Origin of the sequence: Bisgaardia hudsonensis (assembly GCF_004345785.1) — a bacterium.
Lineage (GTDB): Bacteria > Pseudomonadota > Gammaproteobacteria > Enterobacterales > Pasteurellaceae > Bisgaardia > Bisgaardia hudsonensis.
The window spans coordinates 1-23208 of the sequence record NZ_SLXI01000008.1; the positions used below are offsets into that span (position 1 = coordinate 1).

General features: G+C 33.9%; 33 protein-coding genes, 2 tRNA genes, 1 other RNA gene and 1 pseudogene. 33 read left to right on the plus strand and 4 right to left on the minus strand.

Translation table 11 applies throughout. From position 1 onward, the window contains the following. The first annotated feature begins 54 nt into the window (after positions 1-54). From EV697_RS09015 to EV697_RS09160, 32 genes and pseudogenes are all read left to right on the plus strand, one after another. Positions 55-3375 (plus strand): hemagglutinin repeat-containing protein, encoded by a 3321-nt coding sequence (locus tag EV697_RS09015; protein WP_132024836.1) that lies wholly within the window; start codon positions 55-57, stop codon positions 3373-3375. Continuing rightward, on the plus strand, positions 3375-3749 hold the full coding sequence (locus tag EV697_RS09020) for a hypothetical protein (protein ID WP_132024838.1): 375 nt from the start codon (positions 3375-3377) through the stop codon (positions 3747-3749). The genes EV697_RS09015 and EV697_RS09020 overlap by 1 nt, the downstream gene beginning before the upstream one ends. Before the next feature lie 311 nt (positions 3750-4060). After that, entirely contained in the window at positions 4061-4231 is a 171-nt protein-coding gene (locus tag EV697_RS09845; protein WP_165906483.1) for a hypothetical protein, read from the plus strand. Further along, positions 4231-4602, plus strand: coding sequence for a hypothetical protein (locus tag EV697_RS09025; RefSeq protein ID WP_132024840.1), 372 nt, complete (start codon positions 4231-4233; stop codon positions 4600-4602). Before EV697_RS09845 ends, EV697_RS09025 begins: the two co-directional genes overlap by 1 nt. 100 nt (positions 4603-4702) lie before the next feature. Further along, entirely contained in the window at positions 4703-5857 is a 1155-nt protein-coding gene (locus tag EV697_RS09980; RefSeq protein WP_132024842.1) for a hypothetical protein, read from the plus strand. Between the two features lie 31 nt (positions 5858-5888). Beyond that, on the plus strand, positions 5889-6104 hold the full coding sequence (locus EV697_RS09035) for a hypothetical protein (RefSeq protein WP_132024844.1): 216 nt from the start codon (positions 5889-5891) through the stop codon (positions 6102-6104). A gap of 185 nt (positions 6105-6289) precedes the next feature. Beyond that, a complete protein-coding gene (locus EV697_RS09040) occupies positions 6290-6982 on the plus strand; it encodes a hypothetical protein (protein WP_132024846.1) in 693 nt (230 codons plus the stop codon). 11 nt (positions 6983-6993) lie between these two features. Then, on the plus strand, positions 6994-7221 hold the full coding sequence (locus EV697_RS09045) for a hypothetical protein (protein ID WP_132024848.1): 228 nt from the start codon (positions 6994-6996) through the stop codon (positions 7219-7221). Positions 7222-7348: 127 nt separating this feature from the next. Beyond that, the gene (locus tag EV697_RS09050; RefSeq protein ID WP_132024850.1) at positions 7349-7621 is read left to right on the plus strand and encodes a hypothetical protein; all 273 of its coding nucleotides are present in this window, start codon (positions 7349-7351) and stop codon (positions 7619-7621) included. A 112-nt stretch (positions 7622-7733) separates the two neighbouring features. Beyond that, entirely contained in the window at positions 7734-8810 is a 1077-nt protein-coding gene (locus tag EV697_RS09055) for a hypothetical protein (RefSeq protein ID WP_207904101.1), read from the plus strand. Position 8811: 1 nt separating this feature from the next. Then, positions 8812-9192 carry a hypothetical protein gene (locus EV697_RS09060; RefSeq protein WP_132024852.1) on the plus strand — a complete coding sequence of 127 codons (381 nt, stop codon included), beginning with the start codon at positions 8812-8814 and terminating at the stop codon, positions 9190-9192. A gap of 37 nt (positions 9193-9229) precedes the next feature. Next, entirely contained in the window at positions 9230-9439 is a 210-nt protein-coding gene (locus tag EV697_RS09065) for a hypothetical protein (protein WP_132024854.1), read from the plus strand. After that, entirely contained in the window at positions 9420-9698 is a 279-nt protein-coding gene (locus EV697_RS09070; protein ID WP_132024856.1) for a hypothetical protein, read from the plus strand. The genes EV697_RS09065 and EV697_RS09070 overlap by 20 nt, the downstream gene beginning before the upstream one ends. Before the next feature lie 155 nt (positions 9699-9853). Beyond that, the gene (locus EV697_RS09075) at positions 9854-10204 is read left to right on the plus strand and encodes a hypothetical protein (protein ID WP_132024858.1); all 351 of its coding nucleotides are present in this window, start codon (positions 9854-9856) and stop codon (positions 10202-10204) included. Between the two features lie 158 nt (positions 10205-10362). Continuing rightward, positions 10363-10740, plus strand: a complete 378-nt coding sequence (locus EV697_RS09080) for a hypothetical protein (protein WP_132024860.1) — start codon at positions 10363-10365, stop codon at positions 10738-10740. A 156-nt stretch (positions 10741-10896) separates the two neighbouring features. Further along, entirely contained in the window at positions 10897-11277 is a 381-nt protein-coding gene (locus EV697_RS09085) for a hypothetical protein (protein WP_132024862.1), read from the plus strand. Positions 11278-11513: 236 nt separating this feature from the next. Beyond that, positions 11514-11798 carry a hypothetical protein gene (locus EV697_RS09090; RefSeq protein WP_165906485.1) on the plus strand — a complete coding sequence of 95 codons (285 nt, stop codon included), beginning with the start codon at positions 11514-11516 and terminating at the stop codon, positions 11796-11798. 10 nt (positions 11799-11808) lie between these two features. Continuing rightward, a pseudogene (locus tag EV697_RS10135) lies at positions 11809-11925 on the plus strand (hemagglutinin repeat-containing protein); the annotation flags it as partial. A gap of 12 nt (positions 11926-11937) precedes the next feature. Beyond that, entirely contained in the window at positions 11938-13584 is a 1647-nt protein-coding gene (locus EV697_RS09095; protein ID WP_236824079.1) for a hypothetical protein, read from the plus strand. Continuing rightward, the gene (locus EV697_RS09100) at positions 13581-13859 is read left to right on the plus strand and encodes a hypothetical protein (RefSeq protein ID WP_132024864.1); all 279 of its coding nucleotides are present in this window, start codon (positions 13581-13583) and stop codon (positions 13857-13859) included. Before EV697_RS09095 ends, EV697_RS09100 begins: the two co-directional genes overlap by 4 nt. Positions 13860-14356: 497 nt before the next feature. Then, positions 14357-15313: a hypothetical protein gene (locus EV697_RS09105; RefSeq protein WP_132024866.1), complete on the plus strand. Its 957-nt coding sequence runs from the start codon at positions 14357-14359 to the stop codon at positions 15311-15313. Next, entirely contained in the window at positions 15313-15717 is a 405-nt protein-coding gene (locus tag EV697_RS09110; RefSeq protein ID WP_132024868.1) for a hypothetical protein, read from the plus strand. Before EV697_RS09105 ends, EV697_RS09110 begins: the two co-directional genes overlap by 1 nt. Positions 15718-15724: 7 nt before the next feature. Next, complete coding sequence (locus tag EV697_RS09115; RefSeq protein ID WP_132024870.1) at positions 15725-16441, plus strand: hypothetical protein; 717 nt, start codon at positions 15725-15727, stop codon at positions 16439-16441. Further along, positions 16441-16812, plus strand: coding sequence for a hypothetical protein (locus tag EV697_RS09120; protein WP_132024872.1), 372 nt, complete (start codon positions 16441-16443; stop codon positions 16810-16812). Before EV697_RS09115 ends, EV697_RS09120 begins: the two co-directional genes overlap by 1 nt. Positions 16813-16893: 81 nt before the next feature. Then, entirely contained in the window at positions 16894-17301 is a 408-nt protein-coding gene (locus tag EV697_RS09125; protein WP_132024874.1) for a hypothetical protein, read from the plus strand. Positions 17302-17303: 2 nt separating this feature from the next. Beyond that, the gene (locus tag EV697_RS09130) at positions 17304-17675 is read left to right on the plus strand and encodes a hypothetical protein (protein WP_132024876.1); all 372 of its coding nucleotides are present in this window, start codon (positions 17304-17306) and stop codon (positions 17673-17675) included. A gap of 100 nt (positions 17676-17775) precedes the next feature. Then, the gene (locus EV697_RS09135; protein WP_132024878.1) at positions 17776-18177 is read left to right on the plus strand and encodes a hypothetical protein; all 402 of its coding nucleotides are present in this window, start codon (positions 17776-17778) and stop codon (positions 18175-18177) included. Continuing rightward, positions 18177-18554 carry a hypothetical protein gene (locus EV697_RS09140; protein ID WP_132024880.1) on the plus strand — a complete coding sequence of 126 codons (378 nt, stop codon included), beginning with the start codon at positions 18177-18179 and terminating at the stop codon, positions 18552-18554. The genes EV697_RS09135 and EV697_RS09140 overlap by 1 nt, the downstream gene beginning before the upstream one ends. Before the next feature lie 100 nt (positions 18555-18654). After that, complete coding sequence (locus EV697_RS09145) at positions 18655-19074, plus strand: hypothetical protein (protein WP_132024882.1); 420 nt, start codon at positions 18655-18657, stop codon at positions 19072-19074. Beyond that, positions 19074-19460, plus strand: a complete 387-nt coding sequence (locus EV697_RS09150) for a hypothetical protein (RefSeq protein WP_132024884.1) — start codon at positions 19074-19076, stop codon at positions 19458-19460. Before EV697_RS09145 ends, EV697_RS09150 begins: the two co-directional genes overlap by 1 nt. Before the next feature lie 319 nt (positions 19461-19779). Further along, a complete protein-coding gene (locus EV697_RS09155; protein ID WP_132024886.1) occupies positions 19780-20211 on the plus strand; it encodes a hypothetical protein in 432 nt (143 codons plus the stop codon). Further along, on the plus strand, positions 20208-20618 hold the full coding sequence (locus EV697_RS09160) for a hypothetical protein (protein ID WP_176672786.1): 411 nt from the start codon (positions 20208-20210) through the stop codon (positions 20616-20618). The genes EV697_RS09155 and EV697_RS09160 overlap by 4 nt, the downstream gene beginning before the upstream one ends. A 280-nt stretch (positions 20619-20898) precedes the next feature. On the opposite strand, the gene EV697_RS09165 is transcribed toward EV697_RS09160, so the two are convergent. The 4 genes from EV697_RS09165 to tesB all read right to left on the minus strand — a co-directional run bounded on the left by EV697_RS09165 (position 20899) and on the right by tesB (position 22923). Next, positions 20899-20985, minus strand: a tRNA-Leu gene (locus EV697_RS09165). A gap of 1 nt (position 20986) precedes the next feature. Beyond that, positions 20987-21062, minus strand: a tRNA-Gly gene (locus EV697_RS09170). 243 nt (positions 21063-21305) lie between these two features. Further along, the gene (gene pgsA, locus EV697_RS09175) at positions 21306-21863 is read right to left on the minus strand and encodes a CDP-diacylglycerol--glycerol-3-phosphate 3-phosphatidyltransferase (RefSeq protein WP_132024890.1); all 558 of its coding nucleotides are present in this window, start codon (positions 21861-21863) and stop codon (positions 21306-21308) included. 187 nt (positions 21864-22050) lie between these two features. Further along, positions 22051-22923, minus strand: a complete 873-nt coding sequence (gene tesB / locus EV697_RS09180) for an acyl-CoA thioesterase II (RefSeq protein ID WP_132024892.1) — start codon at positions 22921-22923, stop codon at positions 22051-22053. Between the two features lie 179 nt (positions 22924-23102). Here tesB and ffs point away from each other — a divergent pair. Further along, positions 23103-23201: signal recognition particle sRNA small type (gene ffs / locus EV697_RS09185), an RNA gene on the plus strand. Positions 23202-23208: the final 7 nt, after the last annotated feature.

Here is a 23208-nt window from a genome sequence, read left to right on the forward strand (position 1 = left end):
ACTTTTTTATATTATGCTTTAATTGAATATATAAGCCACAGTAAGGAATAGATTATGAATAAGTATTGTTACCGAGTGATTTTTAGTAAAACTCAGCAACGTTTTATTGTGGTATCGGAATTAGCGAAAGTAGGTGGCAAAGCGAAAACAGAGAATACCACGTCTATTAACTCGGTATCAAAAACCTTTGAAAAAATGACCGCACTTTTAGGCCAAGGGAGTTACTTATTTAAACCGATTTCTTTTGCGTTATGTTGTGCTTTAGGTTTTGTCAGCCTTATTCCACAGGTACAAGCCGAAAATGCCTCATTAATTATTAAAGCAGACCCTACTGCCAATGTTAATGAGCGTCCTCATGTTATAGAAACCGCCAATGGCATTCCCCAAGTTAATATTCAAACCCCAAATCCAAAAGGGCTTTCGTATAACCGTTATAGTCAATTTGATGTGAATATTCAAGGTAGCCAAATTGTGGCAGAAAATGATTTAGCTATTCAAGGAAAAAATATTACTATCAAAGAGGCTGAAAATCGTGCTTATTCAGAAGATTTTGAGCAAACTCGCCAGTCAGGGTTATTAACTGGAGGCGGTAAAATAGGTTTTACGATTGGTAGCCGTAAAGAAACCACTGAATCGGATAAAACTAAGTATTATGCAAAAGGTAGCCAAGTTGGCAGTTTGCAAGATAACGTTAATATTATTGCCGAAAATAATTATACACAACAAGCGAGTACCGTAACCTCTGCGAAGAAAGACGTTAATATTAAAGCCAAACAAGTTAATATTGTTGCTGGAGATGATAAATATGAAACCAACAGAAAACATACCTTTGAACAAAAAGGGCTTACAGTTGCTTTGAATATACCGGCAGTACAAGCTATTCAAGGTGCTCAATCAGCATATAAATCAATTAAACAAGTTGGTGATAGTAAAAATAACCGTATTAATGCAATGATGGCAACGAATGCTGCTTTTGATACTTTTAGAACGATAGATAGTGTTGGTGAAGCAGCACAGGCAACCCAAGCTTTAGCAAATGGAGATATGGCAAATGCGAATATCAGTGTGTCTATCGCCTATGGTGAACAGAAAAATACTCAACAAACTTCAACTAAAGGTAGCCTTGCTAATTCAAGCCAAGTAAATGCAGGGGGTAAGGCTAATATTATTGCTACAGGGGATAAAACATCAGATATCAATATTGTTGGTTCAGATGTAAGTGGTAAACAAGGGACCACCTTATTGGCAGATAATGATGTAAATATCAAAGCTAAATCCCAAACTCATCAGGAACGTAGTAGCAATAAATCACAGGGTTGGAATGCAGGAGTTGCAGTAAGCTATGGTCAAAATGGATTTTCTTTCGGCATTACGGCAGGAGGTAATTATGGTAAAGGCTATGGTAATGGTGATGAACAAAGTTGGGTAGCAAGTCGAGTAGGAGATAAAAATAGCCAAACCACTATAGTAAGTAAAAACAATACTTCCGTAATAGGTTCACAAGTGATAGGTAAAGGAGTAGATATTACTGCTCAAAACCTTAATATTGAAAGCCTACAAGATACGATGACTTATAAGGGTAAGCAAAAAAATATGAGTGGTCAGGTGACAGTGGGCTATGGTGTTTCAGGCAGTGCAAGCTATAGTCAATCTAAGGTTAATGCGGATTATGCCAGTGTAAATACGCAAGCGGGTGTATTTGCAGGGGATGATGGCTTTAAGGTTAATGTTAAAAAACATACAGATTTAAAAGGTGGCTTAATTACTTCAACAGAAAAAGCGGAACAAGAGGGTAAAAATAGTTTTACTACAGGAACAATTAGTTCGTCAGATATTCAAAATCATTCATCTTATTCAGCTAAAGGTTTTGGATTAAGTGGTGGAGTTAGTGTGGCAGGGGATTACCGTATTCCATTGGGTGGTACAAAATCCGCCCCTTCTACAAACGAAACAGAGACTACGCAAACCACAATATCTGAAACAGCAAATGATACGAAAATTGTTGATGTAATTAAAGGCATAGGTGGAATGGAAATTACACAACAAGCTCAAAATCAATCGGATGTTGATAAAACAAATGGACAAAAAGTTGAATTAAATGGTGTAGCAGGTATTTTCTCACAAGGGAATTGGGGAATAGCCAAAGGATTAGCCACAGGATTATTGGGACAAGTGAGTGATAAAGACAGCGATAGTAGTGTAACCACAAGTCGTATTAATACCAAAAATATTCAAATTGGTCAGTCTGAAAATGAATCTATCCAAGCTACCATAGCCACCTTAAATAAGGAGAATTTACACCGCACTTTAGCGAAAACAGATGTTGAAACTGTGAAGTCAAAAGTAGAAGGCGATTTACAAATTGCTCAACAATTTATTGATAATCTGCAAGATATTGGCGATAAATTACATTATAAAGTCGAGAAAAATGAAAAGAATATCGTGCTTGAATTTGTGCCAGAGAACTGTCATAAATTGGAAGACAATTGCGTTCGTGCTTTTGAACTGAATATGGAAAATATTCAAGTACCGAAAGATAAGCTAGAAGCAGAAATTCGTTCAAGAATGTATGTACATGGCATACTCAATACGTCCGATAAAGATCGAACAATTGGGGCAATCCAATATTCAGGAAGCAGTGCATTAGATAATGTCACAATGATCGTGCGAAAACCTTACGCAGGGTTAGCCGAAGAATTTGCCTTTACTATTTTTGAACGAGTAAGAGCGGGGTTAAATATGCCTTCTATCTTTGGTGCATCAAATGCCAGCCGAGACCAAGTGAAAAACTTTGAACAACTTAATGAGTATAATAAACGAGTGGGTGTAGAAGAACGAGTAAATCTAGACCATGTGGTACACAGTTTAGGGGCATCAAGTTCCCAAAACAGCTTTAACTGGGCGAAATCTCAAGGGTTAACTTTTGATCACCTCACATTCAACGGATACGGAGCAGGACCTTCCTACCCAATGCAATCAAACAGTTTAGTGAATAAATTAACCTTAGGACGAGTAGAAAAAAGCTATGTAGATAGTGCAACAGAATTATTTGGCAAAGGTCAGGTTTCTTACACGGCAGCTCCTGCGGATGTTGTCGCTACGGGCATAGGTTTACCATGGGTTGCAGGGCGATATGGTATAGGGATTGGTAATTCAGATTCTACCTCTGAGAAGAAATGGTATATCCCTGTATGGGATGCTTTGAGTGATCATACTAGAGCATATATTCGAGATGAACGAGCAGCGAAATTTCTTTTTGGTGATGATAGTGAAGACTTTAAAAAGTTGAAAACTTATCATCAAGAAAAATGGGGTGGGTTTGAGCCGAAGATTAAAACAATTCAATTTAATAATCATAAAGTGGAGGATCAATAATGAAAAATTGGTTACTAGTTTTATTAATATTAGGGCTTACGGGATGTAGCTATAGATTGTTCTCGTTAGGTTCTGCCCCTGTGAATAATCAATGGAAAAAGAATAGAGTTCATATCCAAGGGAAAGATTTTCGAGTATGTCAGGATAAAAAGGATAATGCAAAGACCGAAAGAGAGTTATATTTGCAAAATGCTTATTCTGAGAGGGAACTAACTCCTGAAGAAATGAAAGAGTGGGATTTAGCCATAGATAGATTTAGTAAAATATATTATGGCTGTGCTTTAGGTTATCGCTTTAAGCCTGATTTAGGTTGGTGTTGGGAAGGTAGTTTTAATATGAGAATGTGTGATAAATATAAAAAATACCGAAACTAGCCTTAACAGACAAGCGGTGAGTTGTTGCTGAAATTTTGTAAAAATAAAAGCGGAACTTACCGCTTTGTTGTATTAAGTTGAATGCAATCAAACAGTTTAATGAATAAATTAACCTTAGGGCGAGTAGAAAAAGCTATGTAGATAGCGCAGCATAATTATTTGGAAAAGGTCAGGTTTCTTACACGGCAGCTCCTGCCGATGTTGTCGCCACGGGGATAGGTTTACCATGGGTTGCAGGGCGATATGGCATAGGGATTGGTAATTCAGATTCTACCTCTGAGAAAAAATGGTATATTCCTGTATGGGATGCTTTGAGCGATCATACTAGAGCATATATTCGAGATGAACGAGCGGTAGAGTTTCTTTTTAGTGGTAGTGATCGTGTAGGCACGGTTAAATCATATCATCAAGATAGATGGGGTAGATTTGAGCCGAAGATTAAAACAATTCAATTTAATAATCATAAAGTGGAGGACCAATAATGAAAAACTGGTTACTAATATACTTAATTATTGGGTTAGTAGGTTGTAAAGCAATGTTTGTTGGTTCTGCTTCTGTTACCCAACAATGGAAAAAGGATGGTATTTCTCTTCAAGGGAAAGATTTTAGAAAGTGTTATGATAGGTCAGAAAATGCAAAGACAGATAGATCTAAGTATATAGAAAATAAAAAATATTCAGAGAGGACACCTGAAGAGCAGAATGAGTGGGATTTAGAAATTGATCGATTAATGGGAATATATTTTGATTGTGCTTATGAACTAGGTTATCGTTTTAAACCTGATTTAGGTTGGTGTTGGGAAGAAAGTCTTAATATGAAAAGATGTAGAGAATTAAAAAAATACCGAAACTAGCTTTGACAGACAAGCGGTGAGTTGTTGCTGAAATTTTGCAAAAATAAAATCGGAGCTTACCGCTTTGTTGTAGGTTTATCGCTTTAGTGTATTAATTTGAATGCAATCAAACAGTTTAGTGAATAAATTAACCTTAGGGCGAGTAGAGAAAAGTTATGTAGATAGAGCGGATACCTTAGAGAAAGTTGCATTTTATACCGATCTCGCATTGGGCGGTTTGTACGGTTATGGAAATAGTGATGCTTTAACTTATATGGGGGCAGCAACAACGGTTGATCCTGTTATTCGAGTAGCAAATACACCAGCACAAGTTTGGAAAGTAATCTGTAAGCAAGATAGCTTATATTGTTCAAATATGTCTAATGACGGTGAAACTGAGAGAAAAATATACGGAGATAAAGCAGAAATAGAAATAGGCGATAAAAGACAAATTTTTGATCTTTCAGAATTAACACCATCAACGACAACAGGTGTAATTACTGTATCAAATAATGGTATTTTAAATCCAAGAGATGATGCTTTAAAAAATGCTATTAAACAAAACAGTTGGGAAACCAACAAAGATGGTATAGCAGTTGTATATAACAGACCAACGAGTAATGCTGTTTCTGAATTAATTTATGCTCTTTATGATAAAACGAATGATTTAGTAGGTGGACGATTGCCTCTTACTTCGGCAGAAAAAATGAATATCAAAATTTATGATTATGCGAAGCAAAATAACTACCAGCTTGATCTTAATAATCATAGTCGAGGTGGTTTAACAGCGAGTGTCGCCTTACAGAGAGCGAATAGAGAAGGATTAACAGGGATACCTATTAGAGAGTCCCGTTTCTTCGGTACTGCAACACATGTACAAGATTATGCCGATCAACTAGCGAATAGAAATGGATTGTATAAATATACTGATATAAATGGAAAAGAATGGGAAGGTTTAAGTAAGGCAAAATCAGCAGTTCATCAAGCCGATTTTGTAGGTAATAAATGGAATTTGGGGTTAATGGGATTTAATAAAACAACTGGTGGAGCTTGTTTGTATTGTTATTCACATAGTAGTTATATGGGTGAAGTACCAATAGAAAATCTAATAGATGATGATGGTTATTACATAGATAAAAATGGAACTAGGATAACTGATCCAATTACCAATCCATATTTGAAAGAATTTAATGAAAAATGGGGAAATGATAAAAATAGTGGAAACCCATCATTACCTCTATTAATCACCCCTGAAATTCAAAAAAGTAGGGAGTAAAATTAGTATGAATATTTTTAGATTTATAACAATGATTTCTATAAGTGTTATTGGGTTATCTAGTTGCACACAACATTTTTGGAATTATGGTGGAGTAGTATCAGAGGAATACTCTAAACGTTTTGATGAGTGTTTTGATGAGGTTAAAAAACATTATTCTTTACCTGTTCATTCAACTGAACGTGAACGTCTTGAACTGTTAGTACTTATAAATAAATGTATGGACAAACAGAAGAATAAAAAATAATCATCTAAAATCTTAGATTTTATTTATATGAATATCAATATAAATGCCGACATTATCAATGATAGATAAAACTATATGAAAAAAAGATCTAAATAAAGATTATATTTCATTACTATGATATTTTTAAATAAGTGTTGTTTGATTATCATATTTATATAGTTGAGTAACAAAGTGCGGTTTAATTTTTGAAAGTTTTAAAACTTGAGGAAATAACCGCACTTTTAGTAAGTGGTGCTCTTTATGATAAAACGAATGATTTAGTAGGTGGACGATTGCCTCTTACTTCGGCAGAAAAAATGAATATCAAAATTTATGATTATGCGAAGCAAAATAACTATCAGCTTGATCTTAGCAATCATAGTCGAGGCGGTATAACAGCGAGTGTCGCCTTACAGAGAGCTAATAGAGAAGGATTAATAGGGATACCTATTAGGCAGTCCCGCTTCTTTGGTACTGCAACACACGTACAAGATTATGCCGATCAACTAGCGAAGGTAAATAAATATACCTATACAGTAAATAATGAGGACGGTACAACTTCGCAACAAGATAGCCAAGCCCTATTAGCCGTCCACTACACAGATTTTGTTGGTCGAACCCCACTTCTTGGGCTACGCAGTAAGTACATAGTAGGAGGAAATAAACCAACGGGTGGGGTTGAGGATAAATGGTTCTTATATTCTCATAGTAGCTATTTTGGCAAAGTTCCAGAAGAGTATCTTAAAGATGAAGAGGGTTATAATATTGATCAAAATGGGAATAGAGTGAGTAAGGCAGTTGAAAACCCGTATTTAGAGGATTTTGATGAAAAGTGGGATCCTAAGGGTATAAAAGATAATCCATCACTACCAATTTTAATTAAGCCAAATAAAAATTAAGGAGTTATGAAATGAAGCGTTTTTTTATTTTAGCAATATCTTTTTCCGTATTAAGTGGTTGTATGACTAGTAGAGATCCTCTTGTTTGGTTTTGGAATAATGGGTTTAAAATGTCGGATAAGGAAAGAGAAGTTTATAGAACTTGTCGTAAAGAAGCTAGTAAATTTTATAATGGGGAAACTCAAGGAGAATTATGGGCTGAATTTGCTCGTAACTGTAGAAAAGAAAAAGGTTATTAAGAAAATTAAAAATCCTTATTTTGATGATTATTCTAGTAAATGGAAAAAAGAGAAAACTGATGATCTAAATGAGAAGAGTCTTTCATTACCCGTGTTAGTCAATCCAACAATTAAAGAGGAATAAATGATGAAAATAATGCAAATGATCGCTGTACTAGCTTTAATGATACCTTTATCAGGTTGTATGGATACTTTTACAAAGTTTTGGAATAGTGCGGGTGCGGCTAATAATCTTTCTGACAAAGAAAAGGAGATTTATCGTGAATGTGATGAAATAGTAGAAAAACAAATGAGACCTAATCCAAATAAATGGGTGGGGGATAAGGAGCAACAAAAATGGCTTGCTGAATTCGCTAATCGAACAGGGCAATGTATCTATGAGAAAAAGAGAGCTAAATAAAAGTTATATTTAATTACCTGTATTAGTCAATCCAAAACTAAAGAGGAGTAAATAATGAAAAGGTACAGGTGGCAAGGCGAATACAATTGTGTTAGCCACAGGGAAATCCTCCTTGACTAAGGATATAGGGGTAGGAATTGGTCATGATAAAGAAAGCCAATCTAGCTTAACCAAAAGTGGTATTAACACAAAAAATATTGAAATTCGTAATGAAGATAAACAACTGTCTCAAACAGGAAAAACCGCGAATGAAACTATTAAATCAGTTAAAACAAAGCTAACCTTAGAAAATGCCGAAGCTCATTCAGGAAAATTGGCACAAAACTTTAATAAAGAAAAAGTATTAAAAGAGTTGAATATCCAAGTTAAAGTAACAAAGGACTTTAGAAAAAATGCTTTTTCTTCAATTAATAATTATGTTTTACCAAGACAAGCTGAATTAAGAGCTAAAATTAAGACGGCAAAAACAGAGGAAGAAAAAACAGCCATTTATAAGGAAATTTATAAATTACAATATCAAAAACGTTTATTGGAAACAGTCGTTGGTGTTGTTGCTGGTTCACCAGATGTAGCAATTACTCAGGGTACGTTACAATTAGCGAATACAAAAATGCGAGAAGAAACCCTTGCAAACTCCAGAAAATTTAAAGGAATTGTTGATGCAACAACAGGTAAAGTGTTACGTAATGATTCCTATGATAGTGGCTATTTTGATGGGGTAAAATTAGGTGGGGTGCGTATTGATGTAAATGCTATTTGTGGTGAGAATAGATGTGTTTTAAGCCCTGATGGGGCAGTTATTTATAATGGTGATGATAAATTACCAAGTTTATCTGATGCTATTAATCCTGAAATAAATGAATTTGTTAGAGATTCTTATGGTGCAACAGGTGGTTTTCAGCCTGTCGAAGGCGGGTGGTACTTTGACGGAAAGCCACTGATGCAATATAAAAAAGGTGATTTTTCTGACATATTAGTGGAATCTTTTGCGGGGCCTCATGATTTATTAGGTGGGCAAATATGGGGCTGGTATGATAAGCAAGGTAATACTTCCCAAAAGAATGGATTAGAGAGTAAAGCATCGGAAGTAACAACGGCAGTTGCTATTCCAGTTACAGTCCCTATTGCCTTAAGTGATTTAATCTCATCAGATTTTATGGAAGTATTGTATAAGTTGGGAGGAAATTAAAATGAAAAAGTTAATTTTGCTATTGAGTATATTTTTATTAAATGGCTGTTTATATTCTTTTGAAGATGAATGTTTCAGACCAATTATTCAGGTTGTATCTGCAAACTGTGAAGTTAAAAAAGGACCTACTTGGCCAGCAATAGCTCATTATCAAAAACCTAATATAATTGGTCATACGGATTCTGCACAACGTTTGAAAGATGCCTTAGCTTGTGGTGCAAAAGATAACACCCTTGTAGATGCTCCAAGTAATTACACTATAAATGGTAAGTTTTATAAAGTGCTAGAAAATTGTATGGCTGATAGAGGATATATTTACATCTCTTCTGAAGAATGTGGTTATATGAATCCTAAATGGGATAAAGGAAAATGTAATTTATAGGCTCCACTATGATTATAAGTAAAGTGCGGTAGGATTTTTGAAAGTTTTAAAACTTGAGGAAATAACAGTACTTTTAGTCAGTAGTTATTTTGCTGAAGTACCAGATCCTATATCAGAAAAAGAACAGTTTAAGAACTTTATAAAGGTCTGGGGAAAACCAATATTTTCAGGCAATAATCCATCTCAACCTAAATTAGTTAATCCAGTTAATAAGGAAGGAGTGAGTAATGATGAAAATCCATATTAAATTAATAGGTATCAGTATTTTATTTTTAACGGGGTGCTACCCTTGTCGACCTTTTGATTGGAATTGTAATCAGAGTACTAAAGATACTAGTTGGTATAAAGAGTCTGAAATATGTGATAGAACTCAAATGAAGTTAGCAAAAGAGAGATTGAATGAGTTGTATACAAAAGAAGTAATGGCCGATATCATGGCTGAATGTGTTCTTTCTAACGGGAAATACAAGTTTGATTCTGATCCAAAATATTCAAATATAAAGTAGATTTGTTTTTTAATAGTAAAGTGCGGTAGGATTTTTGAAAGTTTTAAAAACTTAAAAGAAACCCACCGCACTTTTAGTAAGTAGTGATATTTGCTTTGAGTGATTTAGTTTCATCAGATTTTATGGAAGTATTATTCCAATTTGGAGGTAATTAAATGAAAAAAAGAGTTTATTTATTCAGTTTTTTATTAACAAGTTGTTATTATCATGATGGATGTATGTATACACCTCAAATGGTTAATTGCTATGTTGATAAGGGTGAAACTTGGCCAGCAATAGCTCATTATCAAAAACCTAATACGATTGGTCATACGGATTCTGCACAACGCTGGAAAGATGCGGTGGCTTGTGGTGCAAAATATGGTGATATTAAGTTAAGACATAGTAGTCGTGACGATTTAGAAAAATTTCAATTATGTATGAAATCCAAAGGTTATCATAAATATTGGCCAGCAGAATGTGGTTATATGAACCCTAAATGGGATGAAGGGAAATGTAATTTATAGGCTCCACTATGATTATAAGTAAAGTGCGGTAGGATTTTTGAAAGTTTTAAAAACTTAGAAGAAACCCACCGCACTTTTGGTAAGTAGTGATATTTGCTTTGAGTGATTTAATTTCATCAGATTTAATGAAAGTGCTATCTCAATTTGGAGGTAATTAAATGAAAAAAACAGTGTTAATATTGAGTATATTTTTGTTAAATGGCTGTTTATATTCTTCTCAGGAAGAGTGTTTTATCCCAATTATTCAGGTAGTTCCTGCAGATTGTGTTGATAAAGGAGAAGAATGGCCAGCAATAGCTCATTATCAAAAACCTAATACAATTGGTCATACAGATTCAGAACAGCGTCTAAAAGACGCCTTAGCTTGTGGTGCAAAAGATAGCTCTCTTCAAAATAAACCAAGTCATTACACCATAAATGGTAAATTCTATGAATATTTTGAAGATTGTATGCAAGACAAAGGATACCGCCATTTATATCCAGCAGAATGTGGCTATATGAACCCTAAATGGGATAAGGGAAAGTGTAATTTATAGCCAAACTGTGATTACGGGAAAGTGCGGTAGGATTTTTAAAAGTTTTAAAAACTTAGAAGAAACCCACCGCACTTTTGGTAAGTGGTGGTATTTGCCTTAAGTGATTTAGTTTCATCAGATTTTATGGAAGTATTATTCCAATTGGGAGGTAATTAAATGAAAAAAATAGTGTTAATACTGAGTATATTTTTGTTAAATTGCTGTTTATATTCTTTTGAAGATGAATGTTTCAGACCAATTATTCAAGTTGTATCTGCAAACTGTGAAGCTAAAAAAGGACCTATTTGGCCAGCAATAGCTCATTATCAAAAACCAGATACAATTGGGCATACAAATTCGGAGCAACGTTTGAAAGATGCCTTAGCTTGTGGTGCAAAAGATAGTTCTCTTCAAAATCTCCCAAGTGATTATACGATAAATGGTAAATTTTATAAATATTTTGAAGACTGTATGCAAGACAAAGGATATCGCCATTTATACCCAGCAGAATGTGGTTATATGAACCCTAAATGGGATGAAGGAAAATGTAATTTATAGGCTACACTATGATTATAAGTAAAGTGCGGTAGGATTTTTGAAAGTTTTAAAAACTTAAAAGAAACCCACCGCACTTTTGGTAAGTAGTGATATTTGCTTTAAGTGATTTAATTTCATCAGATTTAATGAAAGTGCTATCTCAATTTGGAGGTAATTAAATGAAAAAAAGAGTTTATTTATTCAGTTTTTTATTAACAAGTTGTTATTATCATGATGGATGTATGTATACACCTTAAATGGTTAATTGCTATGTTGATAAAGGCGAAAATTGGCCAGCAATAGCGGCTTATCAAAAACCTAATACAATTGGTCATAGGGATTCAGAACAGCGTCTAAAAGACGCCTTAGCTTGTGGTGCAAAAGATAGCACTCTTGTTGATACACCAAATAATTACACTATAAATGGCAAGTTTTATAAAATGTTTAGAAATTGTATGGCAGATAGGGGGTATATTCGTTTTACTTCAGCAGAATGTGGTTATATGAACCCTAAATGGGATAAAGGGAAATGTAATTTATAGCCAAACCACCATTGTAAGTAAAAATGATACCACTTTAAAAGGGGCTCAAGTTGTAGGTAAAGGTGTTAGTATTGAGGCTCAAAACCTTAATATTGAAAGCTTACAAGACACGGTGACCTACAAAGGTAAGCAAAAAAATATGAGTGGTCAGGTGACAGTGGGCTACGGTGTTTCAGGCAGTGCAAGCTATAGTCAATCTAAGGTTAATGCGGATTATGCCAGTGTAAGTACGCAGGCGGGTGTATTTACAGGGGATGATGGCTTTAAGGTTAATGTTAAAAAACATACTAATCTTAAAGGTGGTTTAATTACTTCAATAGAAAAAGCCGAAGCGGACAATAAAAACCGCTTCTCAACAGGCACATTAAGCCATTCGGATATTCAAAATCATTCATCTTCAGCTAAAGGTTTTGGATTAAGTGGTGGATTTAGTGTGAGTGGCGGTAATGCACCTAAAGAAGTTGAAGGGGTAAAATTAAAACCAGTTGGTGAAAATCATTCAGATGGGAATTCAAAAGTTGAAATACAAGGTATTGCTGGTATAGGTAATCAAGGGAATTGGGGAATTGCAAAAGGTCTTGCTACTGCATTATTGGGGCAAATGAGTGATAAGGGAAGTGAGAATGGTGTAACTACGAGCCGAATCAATACATCTAATATTAAAATTACGGATTCTTCTGCACAGGAAAAGCTAACAGGGCAGGCAACCTCTCAGCTTATAGATACGCTAAATCAACGAAATCAAAACCAAAACCAAAGTGTAAGTAAGGTAGATATTCAGGCAATTAAAGAAGACCTTAGTCGTGATTTAGATATTGCTCAAAGTTTTATTAATAATGTTAGTCAAACAGGAGATGATATTTATTATAAAATGGAGAAGAATGAAGACTCTAGTTTTACTACATCTAAAGAAAGAGCGGACTGTGAACATATTTCATGTTTAAAAGTAAATGATCCATTAGTACTTAAAAAAGTCATTTATAGTGATAAAGTTCTTACAAGAGAGCAAGCTGAACTATTGAGTAAAACAGCAACAGCGGGAATGTTAAATTTAACGAGAGAAGATAAAATATCTAGTGCTATCTTGTATGAAAAGGAATTAAAATCTCTTGATGAATTGGGCGTTGTATTAAATAGAGGTAGTGCAGGAGTAGTAAATGAATTTATCTTCACTGGCTTTGAACGATTGAGGGCTTGGGCAAATAAACCTGCTATTTTTGGTGCTTCTAATGCAACAAGAGATACTGTCCAAATCTGGAAAAAGCTAGATGAATATAATGCTTATGCCAAAACTTATGGAGATCCTGTTTATAATTCTCATAATTTATCCCATAGTCTCGGAGTATCAGGAAATAAAAATGCTCTTAACTGGTCAGAACATTTAGGGCAAAAATATGAAAATACTAAAGTTGATTTTTTACATCTTGGTGGCTCATACCCTTCAAAAGATATTCATAATCAAGCAAAACCATTCTTTAAAGATGTCAAAACGCAATACAGTTGTGTTTCTGGAGATGTTGTTTGTCAGGGAATACCGATACTAAGAGGCGTTGGTTTAGGAATGATAGGTAATAATCCCACAACAGCAGATGGGAAAGGAATTAATTTTTTACAAGCTCATTCAGAGGCGAATTTTAATAGAAATAATCTAAATTATGGTTTTGATAAAAATGATGAAGATCGTTTTTTGCATAATTATAATAATGCCATTGATATATTGAATAAAGTATATGGTGAGGGTGGGAATTGTAATATCAAAAATATAGAAGAGGAAACAGTAAAATGAAAAAAATAATTATGTTAAGTGCAATAGGATTTATGCTATCGGGCTGTATTTGGGATCTATATCCTTCTTATGTAGTGAGTGATATGGGATATTTTGTAGATAAAAATGGCAATAAAGCTCCAATTGAAGATCGGCATGAATGCTCGAAAGGTATTGGTGATTTAGAATTTTATGCTGAATGTTTATATACCAAAGGTTATCGTTTTAGAACAGAGAGCTTTGCATATTGTTATCGTCGTCCAAAAAGCTGTGAAATTTACAATAAATATCGGTAAGTTAAACAGTAAAATGAAAAAAATTATGTTGAGTGCAATAGGTTTTATGCTATCAGGTTGTCTTTGGTATCCTTCATATTGATAATTTAAGGTTTGTTTATGATAAAGATGTAATAAAAGAAAAAATAAGAATTATCAATAATATTAGGAATTATCACTTTAATACAATAGAGGATAAATAAAATAAAAATACGAGTAGTAATTTTTGCTTCTTTATTTCTGTCAAGTTGTTCTGTAATAGATTTTTTAGCACAGAGAGATACATATGAATTTGAACATTATTGGCAACATGTTTCATCGAAAAAGAAGGCTGATATTGGATTAAGAAATCAATGTTGGGAAAAAACCGAACAGAAATATCAATTTGCAAGTGATAGGTATTATAATTCTTTTGGAAAATGTATGTATGAGCAGGGCTACCATTTTTATACAACTAGTTGGGTTTATTGTTATAGATATAATTTAAAATGTCAAATTTATAGTAAATATAGAAAATAATGTTCTTTCCGACTATGGACAATTTTATCTTTAATCAAATTGATTGTATTGCATCGAAAGAGCTTGATATAAATAATCTTGAAGTACCTAAAACCAGAGAAGAAGCAGAAAAGCTATCGAGAATGTATGCTCATGGAATAATGAATATGACAGACAATGATCGTTTGACAGGGGTAATTCAATATGGCGGTTCGGATTATTTAGATAATGATGTACTAGTAGTAAGAAAGCCTTATACATCGATAACATCTGAATTAACTTATACCGTATTTGAACGTTTGCGGGCAGGATTAGATATACCAAGTATTTTTGGTGCATCAAATGCCAGCCGTGAGCAGGCAAAAGTTTGGGGATTATTAGAAGAATATAATCGAAATAATCCTGATGATAAAGTTGATTTAAAGCACTTTTCTCATAGCTTAGGGGCTTCAAGTACAAAGAATGCAATGAACTGGGCAGATTACCAGGGAATACAGTTTGATAATACCAAATTAAAAGCCAATACTGTCGGCACATCTTATCCAATGCGTAATCATACCATAGCAGGTACATTATCAGGAGGCTTCTATGATCAAGGCTATACGGAAAAAGCAAGCAAATTGTTTAAAGAAGGAAGTGTTGAATATGCAGTAGCCCCAAGAGATATTGTTGCAACAGGAATAAACTTACCTTATGTTTCAGGTAAATTTAGTTTAGGTATAGGAAATACGGATACAACAGGAAGTAATTTTACAGGAATACCATTATGGGGAATTTTTTCAGGAGATCACACGATGGCATATTACAAAGATGAGGAAGTGATTAGTTTTCTTAATTCATTTAAAAAAGATAAGGGTAAAGCTTATTCAGGTATTATTAATTATCAAAAGAAAGAATGGGGTCAGATAGGACCAAGAACTAAAATAATTAATTTTAGTAAGGGTAATATTATTGAAAATAATCAAGAGGATAAATAATGAAACCATTATTGTTATTAAGTCTAATTTTAGTTTTATCTGGTTGTTATTTGGCTAATGGCTCACCACCAGAATATTCATTTTGGAAAAAAAATGGTATTGAGCTATCTGATATTGATGCAGAAAATTGTTATCAAAGAGCAAAATATTCCTCTTTAAATGAAGAAGAAAAAGAAAGGTTCGACTTTTTGGAAAAAATAGCAGTTAATTCTCTAGCAAAAATGGCTTTTTATCATGAATCCGAATATAAAGAATATTTAAATTTTTTAAATAAACTTGATGTTTTAAAAAATCAATGTCTTTATGATTTAGGATATCGCTTTCAAGCTCCACTTTATTGGTGTTTAGCTCAAGATGGAGATAATACACAAACCTGTATAGAAAATATGAAATATAGAAAGTAATGTCACAATGATCGTGCGAAAACCTTACGCAGGGTTAGCCGAAGAATTTACCTTTACTATTTTTGAACGAGTAAGAGCGGGGTTAAATATGCCTTCTATCTTTGGTGCATCAAATGCTAGCCGAGACCAAGTGAAAAACTTTGAACAACTGAATGAGTATAATAAACGAGTGGGTGTAGAAGAACGAGTAAACCTAGACCATGTGGTACACAGTTTAGGTGCATCAAGTTCCCAAAACAGCTTTAGCTGGGCGAAATCTCAAGGGTTAACTTTTGATCACCTCACATTCAACGGATACGGAGCAGGACCTTCCTACCCAATGCAATCAAACAGTTTAGTGAATAAATTAACCTTAGGACGAGTAGAAAAAAGCTATGTAGATAGTGCAACAGAATTATTTGGCAAAGGTCAGGTTTCTTACACGGCAGCTCCTGCGGATGTTGTCGCCACGGGGATAGGTTTACCATGGGTTGCAGGGCGATATGGTATAGGGATTGGTAATTCAGATTCCACCTCTGAGAAGAAATGGTATATCCCAATAATTGATATGGTTAAAGGTGATCATACAACGATATATACTAGGGATGAACGAGCAGCAGACTTTCTTCTTCGGTATGGTGAAAATTTAGAAGAAATCAACTCTTACCATCAAGATAGATGGGGTAGTTTTGAGCCAAAGACTAAAACAATTCAATTTAATAATCATAAAGTGGAGAATCAGTAATGAAAAATTGGTTATTAGGATATTTAATATTAGGATTAGTCGGTTGCAAAGCAATGTTTGTCGGTTCTTCTCCTGTTATCAATCAATGGAAAAAAAATGGAATTCATATTCAAGGGAGAGATTTTCGAATATGTGAAGATAGAACTAATAAATCAATGAGTGAAAGAGAAAAGTACTTGAAAAATAAAAATTATTCTGAACTTACACCAGAAGAAATAGATGAGCGAAGCTTATCTTTATCTAGGCTTGATTTAATATATTATGGATGTGCTTATGAACTCGGTTATCGTTTTAAACCTGATTTAGGTTGGTGTTGGGAAGGTAGTTTTAATATGAGAATGTGTGATAAATATAAAAAATACCGAAACTAGCCTTGACAGACAAGCGGTGAGTTGTTGCTGAAATTTTGTAAAAATAAAAGCGGAACTTACCGCTTTGTTGTATTAAGTTGAATGCAATCAAACAGTTTAGTGAATAAATTGACCTTAGGGCGAGTAGAGAAAAGCTATGTAGATAGAGCGGAAGAATTATTTGGCAAAGGTCAGGTTTCTTACACGGCAGCTCCTGCCGATGTTGTCGCTACAGGAATAGGTTTACCATGGGTTGCAGGGCGATATGGTATAGGGATTGGTAATTCAGATTCCACCTCTGAGAAAAAATGGTATATTCCAATAATTGATATGCTCAAAGGTGATCATACAGATGCCTATATTCGAGATGAACGAGTTGCAAGATTTCTAACAGATATGAACGAGGATGAGTTTAAAATAATAGAGTCTTATCATCAAGGTCTATGGAATGGTCATTTTGAACCAAAGGTTAAAACTATTCGATTTAACGATCACGAAGTGGAGAAATAGCGATGAGAAATTGGTTATTAATATTCTTAATTATTGGGTTAGCAGGTTGTAGAGCAACGTTTGTTGGTAGTGAGACAGTAGAAAAACAATGGAAAAAGAATGGTGTTCATCTGCAAGGGAAGGATTTTGGAATATGCTTTGACAGGAAAGAAAGTGTAAAGACAGCTAGAGATAAGTATCTGCAAAATAAAAAATATTCAGAGAGGACACCTGAAGAGCAGAATGAGTGGGATTTAGAAATTGATCGATTAATGGGAATATATTTTGATTGTGCTTATGAACTAGGTTATCGTTTTAAACCTGATTTAGGTTGGTGTTGGGAAGAAAGTCTTAATATGAAAAGATGTAGAGAATTAAAAAAATACCGAAACTAGCTTTGACAGACAAGCGGTGAGTTGTTGCTGAAATTTTGCAAAAATAAAAGCGGAACTGACCGCTTTGTTGTAGGTTTATCGCTTTAGTGTATTAATTTGAATGCAATCAAACAGTTTAGTGAATAAATTGACCTTAGGGCGAGTAGAGAAAAGTTATGTAGATAGTGCAGCAGAATTATTTGGCAAAGGTCAGGTTTCTTACACAGCAGCTCCTGCCGATGTTGTCGCTACGGGCATAGGTTTACCATGGGTTGCAGGGCGATATGGCATAGGGATTGGTAATTCAGATTCCACCTCCGAGAAAAAATGGTATATTCCTGTATGGGATGCTTTGAAAGATCATACAGAGGCCTATATTAGGGATGAAAGAGCGGCGAAATTTCTTATTGGTAATAAGGATGAATTTAAAAAGTTGAAAACTTATCATCAAGAGAAATGGGGTAGTTTTGAGCCGAAGATTAAAACAATTCAATTTAATAATCATAAAGAGGAGAATCAATAATGAAAAATTGGTTACTAGTTTTATTAATATTAGGGCTTACGGGATGTAGCTACAGATTGTTCTCTTTAGGTTCTGCCCCTGTCAATAATCAATGGAAAAAGAATGGAGTTCATATCCAAGGGAAAGATTTTCGAATATGTCAGAATAAAATGGAAAATGTGATGACTGAAAGAGATAAATATTTGGAAAATAAAAAGTATGGAGATCTTACACCTGAAGAAATCAAAGAATGGGATGTCTCTATAGATAGACTTGATAAGATATTTAATGAATGTGCTTATGAATTAGGTTATCGCTTTAAGCCTGATTTAGGTTGGTGTTGGGAAGGTAGTTTTAATATGAGAATGTGTGATAAATATAAAAAATACCGAAACTAGCCTTGATAGACAAGCAGTGAGTTGTTGCTGAAATTTTGTAAAAATAAGAGGGGAGCTTACCGCTTTATTGTAGGTTTATTGCTTTGCTTTATTAAGTTGAATGCAATCAAACAGTTTAGTGAATAAATTGACCTTAGGGCGAGTAGAGAAAAGTTATGTAGATAGTGCAGCAGAATTATTTGGCAAAGGTCAGGTTTCTTACACAGCAGCTCCTGCCGATGTTGTTGCTACGGGCATAGGTTTACCCTATGTTTCAGGTAAGTTTAGTTTAGGTATAGGAAATACGGATACGACAGGAAGTAACGCTACAGGAATACCATTATGGGGAATTTTTTCAGGAGATCATACAACCGCATATTATAAAGATAAGGATGTTATTGATTTCCTCAAGATTGAGGATAAGGATAGAAAAAAAATTAAGAACTATCAAAACAAAGTATGGAGACAAATGGGACCAAAGACAAAAGTTATTAATTTCAGTAATAGTAAAATTATTGAAAGCAATCAAGAGGATAAATAATGAAACCATTATTGTTATTAAGCTTAACTTTAGTTTTATCTGGTTGTTATTTAGCAAATGGATCACCATCTCAAACTAATTTCTGGATAAAAAATGGGAAAGTAGTTCCTTATACTGATATAAATACTTGCAAGATAAATGCCAATAATATTTTGGGTGAACGATATATTTATTTATTAGATAAATTTGACAATGACTATATGGTATTCAGAAATAATACCCAAGAATATCAAGAGTTTTCAAAATATACAGAAAAACAGTCGATTTTAATTAATGAATGTTTATACCAAAAAGGATATAGGTTTAATGCGCCACTTTATTGGTGTTTAGCTCAAGATGGCGATAATACAAGAACCTGTATAGAAAATATGAAATATAGAAAGTAATGTCACAATGATCGTGCGAAAACCTTACGCAGGGTTAGCCGAAGAATTTACCTTTACTGTTTTTGAACGTTTGCGGGCAGGATTAGATATATACCAAGTATTTTTGGTACATCAAATGCCAGCCGTGAGCAGGCAAAAGTTTGGGGATTATTAGAAGAATATAATCGAAATAATCCTGATGATAAAGTTGATTTAAAGCACTTTTCTCATAGCTTAGGGGCTTCAAGTACAAAGAATGCAATGAACTGGGCAGATTACCAGGGAATACAGTATTGATAATACCAAATTAAAAGCCAATACTGTCGGCACATCTTATTCAATGCGTAATCATACCATAGCTGGTACATTATCAGGAGGCTTCCATGATCAAGGCTATACGGAAAAAGCAAGCAAACTATTTAATGAAGGAAGTATAGAGTATGCAGTTGCACCAAGGGATATTGTTGCAACGGGAATAGGTTTACCCTATGTTTCAGGTAAGTTTAGTTTAGGTATAGGAAATACGGATACGACAGGAAGTAACGCTACAGGAATACCATTATGGGGAATTTTTTCAGGAGATCACACGATAGCATATTACAAAGATGAGGAAGTGATTAGTTTTCTTAAGCCTCCGAAAGAAGATGATGGGAAAGCAAGGTTAGATATTATTAATTATCAAAATAAAGTATGGGGACAAATAGGACCCAAAACAAAAATAATTAATTTTGGTAATGGTAGTATTATTGAAAATAATCAGGGGAATGAATGATGAAAAAGATTTTTTTATTTAGTGTGGTTGTTGTTCTGTCTGGGTGTTATTTGGCTAATGGATCCCCAAGTGCCTTTAATTATTGGTTAAAAAATAATAAGAATATTTCATTTAATGATTTAGAAAAATGTTCTCAAATATCGAATAAATATGTATTGAAGACTAAAAAGGATCAAGAAGTATATAATTATTTGAGAGCTAAGTTTAATAAAGATCCTATAAAAATGATTAATTCTTACAAAGAAGAGTATGAACAATATAGATATATTATACGTAAACTTGGAGAATTTCGTGACAAATGCTATTACGATTTAGGATATCGCTTTCAAGCTCCACTTTCTTGGTGTTTAGCTCAAGATAGTGATAATACACAAACCTGTATAGAAAATATGAAATATAGAAAGTAAATGATGTATTTAATCAGAAATTAGAAGAATAATTTACACTAGATTTAGCTTTATTTTTTTATTTGATAGAAACTTGTCTATGCCTTTCTCTATAAAATATTATTTGGGGAATAGTTATAATGTCTTTTTTATTACTCTTTATTATTCATTAGAAACAGGTTTTTAAAAGCTAGCCAGCAGGACTGCTTCTACATATTGGTTATGTAGCGAGTGAGTCAATTTTAGGTATAAAAAAAGTCGCTAACGCGACTATCTTTTATTTTGTACCATTATTCTAAAATGGTGCCCGAGGGCGGACTTGAACCGCCACGACTCGAAAGTCGAGGGATTTTAAATCCCTTGTGTCTACCGATTTCACCACTCGGGCTTGGAGCGGGAAACGAGGCTCGAACTCGCGACCCCGACCTTGGCAAGGTCGTGCTCTACCAACTGAGCTATTCCCGCATTTTAAGAACTTCAATGTTCCCAAACAACGATGTGCATTTTACTTATTTCTGTATTACTGTCAAATATATTTTTGAAAAAATATTTTCGTTTGCTTAAAAATAGATCAATCTTCCAATGTTCATAATATTTTGATTATTTTATGTTATAAATTAGATGATTAAATATCATCACTAATTATACGCTATAATCTTACTTAAGATTTACCTTTATGATATTCCGACAATAAATATTAGAAATACGTTAATCTGTGGTATCGTTTAATAAGGAGTCTTTTGCAATTGCTAAATATTGAAGCATTGACCAAACAGTCAAAATTGCAGCAATATAAAGACATATGATTGCAGCTATTTCCATTAGTACGTTATAACGCCATAATAATCCGCCAAGAGCAAGCATTTGTGAAGTGGTTTTTATTTTTCCTAACCAAGATACTGCAACTTTTCCTCGACTACCAATTTCAGCCATCCATTCTCTTAATGCGGAGATAATAATTTCTCGGGAAATCATTATAATTGCAGGAAGGGTTACCCAAAAAGAATGTTGATATTCGACAACCAATACTAATGCAGCAACAACCATCACTTTATCTGCAACAGGATCTAAAAATGCACCAAAAGGAGTTGTTTGATTCCATTTTCTAGCGAGATAACCATCAAACCAATCGGTGATAGCGGCAATAAAAAATATTAAGGTTGTTAAAAAAGGTGCCCAAGAAAAAGGTAAGTAAAACGCAACCACAAAAAATGGGATTAAAATAGCTCGAAAAATAGTTAAGATCGTGGGTATATTTAATTTCATGGAAATATTGGCAGTTAAATAGTAAATTCCTAGTTATTCTAAAGCATATTTGCTTATTTTTAAATGATTTTTCAACAAATTGATAAAAAATAACCGCACTTTTATTTTTTAGAAAGTAAATTTTTTATGACATAAAGTGCGCTTATTTATTTTATGTATTTTTCGTTTATATATTTGGCTGACTAGTTTATTTTTTCAGTGGTGGCGTGTAACGAATTAGCCCTTCCTGTTGGGTTGTGGCAATTAATCGCCCTTGTTGATCAAATAGTTGTCCACGAGATAATCCTCTGGCTCCAAAAGCATTATTACTTTCTATTGCGTATAACAACCAATTATTTAAATCTAGTGAGCGATGAAACCAAATTGAATGATCAATGGTTGCAACTTTCATTCCCTGTTCTAGCAATCCTTTCTGATGAGGATGAAGTGCGGTTAATAAAATATGAAAATCTGAAAAATAAGCCAGTAAACATTGTTGTATTGCTTGGTCAAGCGGTGCTTTACCATTTGCTTTAAACCAAACATATTGCTCTGGAGGTAATTCACTGCCTTGAAATGGATTGTTGATATATTTACTATGAATATTAAAAGGACGTTCTGCAGTAAATTTATCACGAATTGTTTCAGGTATATAAGAGGCAAGCTTATTGATGATCGTTTTTTCAGAGATAAAATCTTCAGGTTGTCCTACATTTGGCATCATTGATTGATGTTCGAATCCATTTTCTTCTAACTGAAAAGAAATTGTAATATGACATAGGGATTGATTATGTTGTATTGCGTTTACTCTTACTGCCGTAAAGCTACGTCCTTCACGTAATATTTGTACATCATAAATTATTGGTAATTGGCTATCTCCCGCACTAAGAAAATAAGCGTGACAAGAATGTAATTTTCTTTCCTTTGGGACGACTTGTATTGCTGCTGAAAGTGCTTGAGCGATGACTTGTCCACCAAATACTTGACGTAATCCTAAATCTTGACTTTCACCTCTAAAGAGTAAATCATCTAGTTTTTCAAGTTTCAGTAGGTTAATTAAATTATCGAGTACTTTGGACATAATTTTTATCTCTTATATTGTAAAATGAGGACGAATGCTGGTGCTTTAATTTTATGATGAGGCGAAGTATAGCAGAAATTACCAGCAATCAATAAGTAAACATTTGCAAAATGCAAAGTCTTATTGCATAATACTGGCTCTTGATTATTCTAGTTTAGGTGATCAATCCTATGGAAACCTTTTCGGTTCCTCGCAATAGTGTCTGGTTTACTCGGTCAGGTTCGGAAGAAAGCAGCCAAAGTCAGAATTTCTGTGTGCCGAGATCAAGCTGGGAAGGTTTCCACC

What these genes read in the sequence shown, in the direction of transcription:
- EV697_RS09015 (WP_132024836.1), top strand. Translation starts at nt 55, where the DNA reads ATGAATAAGTATTGTTACCGAGTGATTTTTAGTAAAACTCAGCAACGT.
- EV697_RS09020 (WP_132024838.1), top strand. Translation starts at nt 3,375, where the DNA reads ATGAAAAATTGGTTACTAGTTTTATTAATATTAGGGCTTACGGGATGT.
- EV697_RS09025 (WP_132024840.1), top strand. Translation starts at nt 4,231, where the DNA reads ATGAAAAACTGGTTACTAATATACTTAATTATTGGGTTAGTAGGTTGT.
- EV697_RS09980 (WP_132024842.1), top strand. Translation starts at nt 4,703, where the DNA reads ATGCAATCAAACAGTTTAGTGAATAAATTAACCTTAGGGCGAGTAGAG.
- EV697_RS09035 (WP_132024844.1), top strand. Translation starts at nt 5,889, where the DNA reads ATGATTTCTATAAGTGTTATTGGGTTATCTAGTTGCACACAACATTTT.
- EV697_RS09045 (WP_132024848.1), top strand. Translation starts at nt 6,994, where the DNA reads ATGAAGCGTTTTTTTATTTTAGCAATATCTTTTTCCGTATTAAGTGGT.
- EV697_RS09050 (WP_132024850.1), top strand. Translation starts at nt 7,349, where the DNA reads ATGAAAATAATGCAAATGATCGCTGTACTAGCTTTAATGATACCTTTA.
- EV697_RS09060 (WP_132024852.1), top strand. Translation starts at nt 8,812, where the DNA reads ATGAAAAAGTTAATTTTGCTATTGAGTATATTTTTATTAAATGGCTGT.
- EV697_RS09070 (WP_132024856.1), top strand. Translation starts at nt 9,420, where the DNA reads ATGATGAAAATCCATATTAAATTAATAGGTATCAGTATTTTATTTTTA.
- EV697_RS09075 (WP_132024858.1), top strand. Translation starts at nt 9,854, where the DNA reads ATGAAAAAAAGAGTTTATTTATTCAGTTTTTTATTAACAAGTTGTTAT.
- EV697_RS09080 (WP_132024860.1), top strand. Translation starts at nt 10,363, where the DNA reads ATGAAAAAAACAGTGTTAATATTGAGTATATTTTTGTTAAATGGCTGT.
- EV697_RS09085 (WP_132024862.1), top strand. Translation starts at nt 10,897, where the DNA reads ATGAAAAAAATAGTGTTAATACTGAGTATATTTTTGTTAAATTGCTGT.
- EV697_RS09090 (WP_165906485.1), top strand. Translation starts at nt 11,514, where the DNA reads ATGGTTAATTGCTATGTTGATAAAGGCGAAAATTGGCCAGCAATAGCG.
- EV697_RS09095 (WP_236824079.1), top strand. Translation starts at nt 11,938, where the DNA reads ATGAGTGGTCAGGTGACAGTGGGCTACGGTGTTTCAGGCAGTGCAAGC.
- EV697_RS09100 (WP_132024864.1), top strand. Translation starts at nt 13,581, where the DNA reads ATGAAAAAAATAATTATGTTAAGTGCAATAGGATTTATGCTATCGGGC.
- EV697_RS09105 (WP_132024866.1), top strand. Translation starts at nt 14,357, where the DNA reads ATGTTCTTTCCGACTATGGACAATTTTATCTTTAATCAAATTGATTGT.
- EV697_RS09110 (WP_132024868.1), top strand. Translation starts at nt 15,313, where the DNA reads ATGAAACCATTATTGTTATTAAGTCTAATTTTAGTTTTATCTGGTTGT.
- EV697_RS09115 (WP_132024870.1), top strand. Translation starts at nt 15,725, where the DNA reads ATGATCGTGCGAAAACCTTACGCAGGGTTAGCCGAAGAATTTACCTTT.
- EV697_RS09120 (WP_132024872.1), top strand. Translation starts at nt 16,441, where the DNA reads ATGAAAAATTGGTTATTAGGATATTTAATATTAGGATTAGTCGGTTGC.
- EV697_RS09125 (WP_132024874.1), top strand. Translation starts at nt 16,894, where the DNA reads ATGCAATCAAACAGTTTAGTGAATAAATTGACCTTAGGGCGAGTAGAG.
- EV697_RS09130 (WP_132024876.1), top strand. Translation starts at nt 17,304, where the DNA reads ATGAGAAATTGGTTATTAATATTCTTAATTATTGGGTTAGCAGGTTGT.
- EV697_RS09135 (WP_132024878.1), top strand. Translation starts at nt 17,776, where the DNA reads ATGCAATCAAACAGTTTAGTGAATAAATTGACCTTAGGGCGAGTAGAG.
- EV697_RS09140 (WP_132024880.1), top strand. Translation starts at nt 18,177, where the DNA reads ATGAAAAATTGGTTACTAGTTTTATTAATATTAGGGCTTACGGGATGT.
- EV697_RS09145 (WP_132024882.1), top strand. Translation starts at nt 18,655, where the DNA reads ATGCAATCAAACAGTTTAGTGAATAAATTGACCTTAGGGCGAGTAGAG.
- EV697_RS09150 (WP_132024884.1), top strand. Translation starts at nt 19,074, where the DNA reads ATGAAACCATTATTGTTATTAAGCTTAACTTTAGTTTTATCTGGTTGT.
- EV697_RS09155 (WP_132024886.1), top strand. Translation starts at nt 19,780, where the DNA reads ATGCGTAATCATACCATAGCTGGTACATTATCAGGAGGCTTCCATGAT.
- EV697_RS09160 (WP_176672786.1), top strand. Translation starts at nt 20,208, where the DNA reads ATGATGAAAAAGATTTTTTTATTTAGTGTGGTTGTTGTTCTGTCTGGG.
- pgsA (WP_132024890.1), bottom strand. Translation starts at nt 21,863, where the DNA reads ATGAAATTAAATATACCCACGATCTTAACTATTTTTCGAGCTATTTTA.
- tesB (WP_132024892.1), bottom strand. Translation starts at nt 22,923, where the DNA reads ATGTCCAAAGTACTCGATAATTTAATTAACCTACTGAAACTTGAAAAA.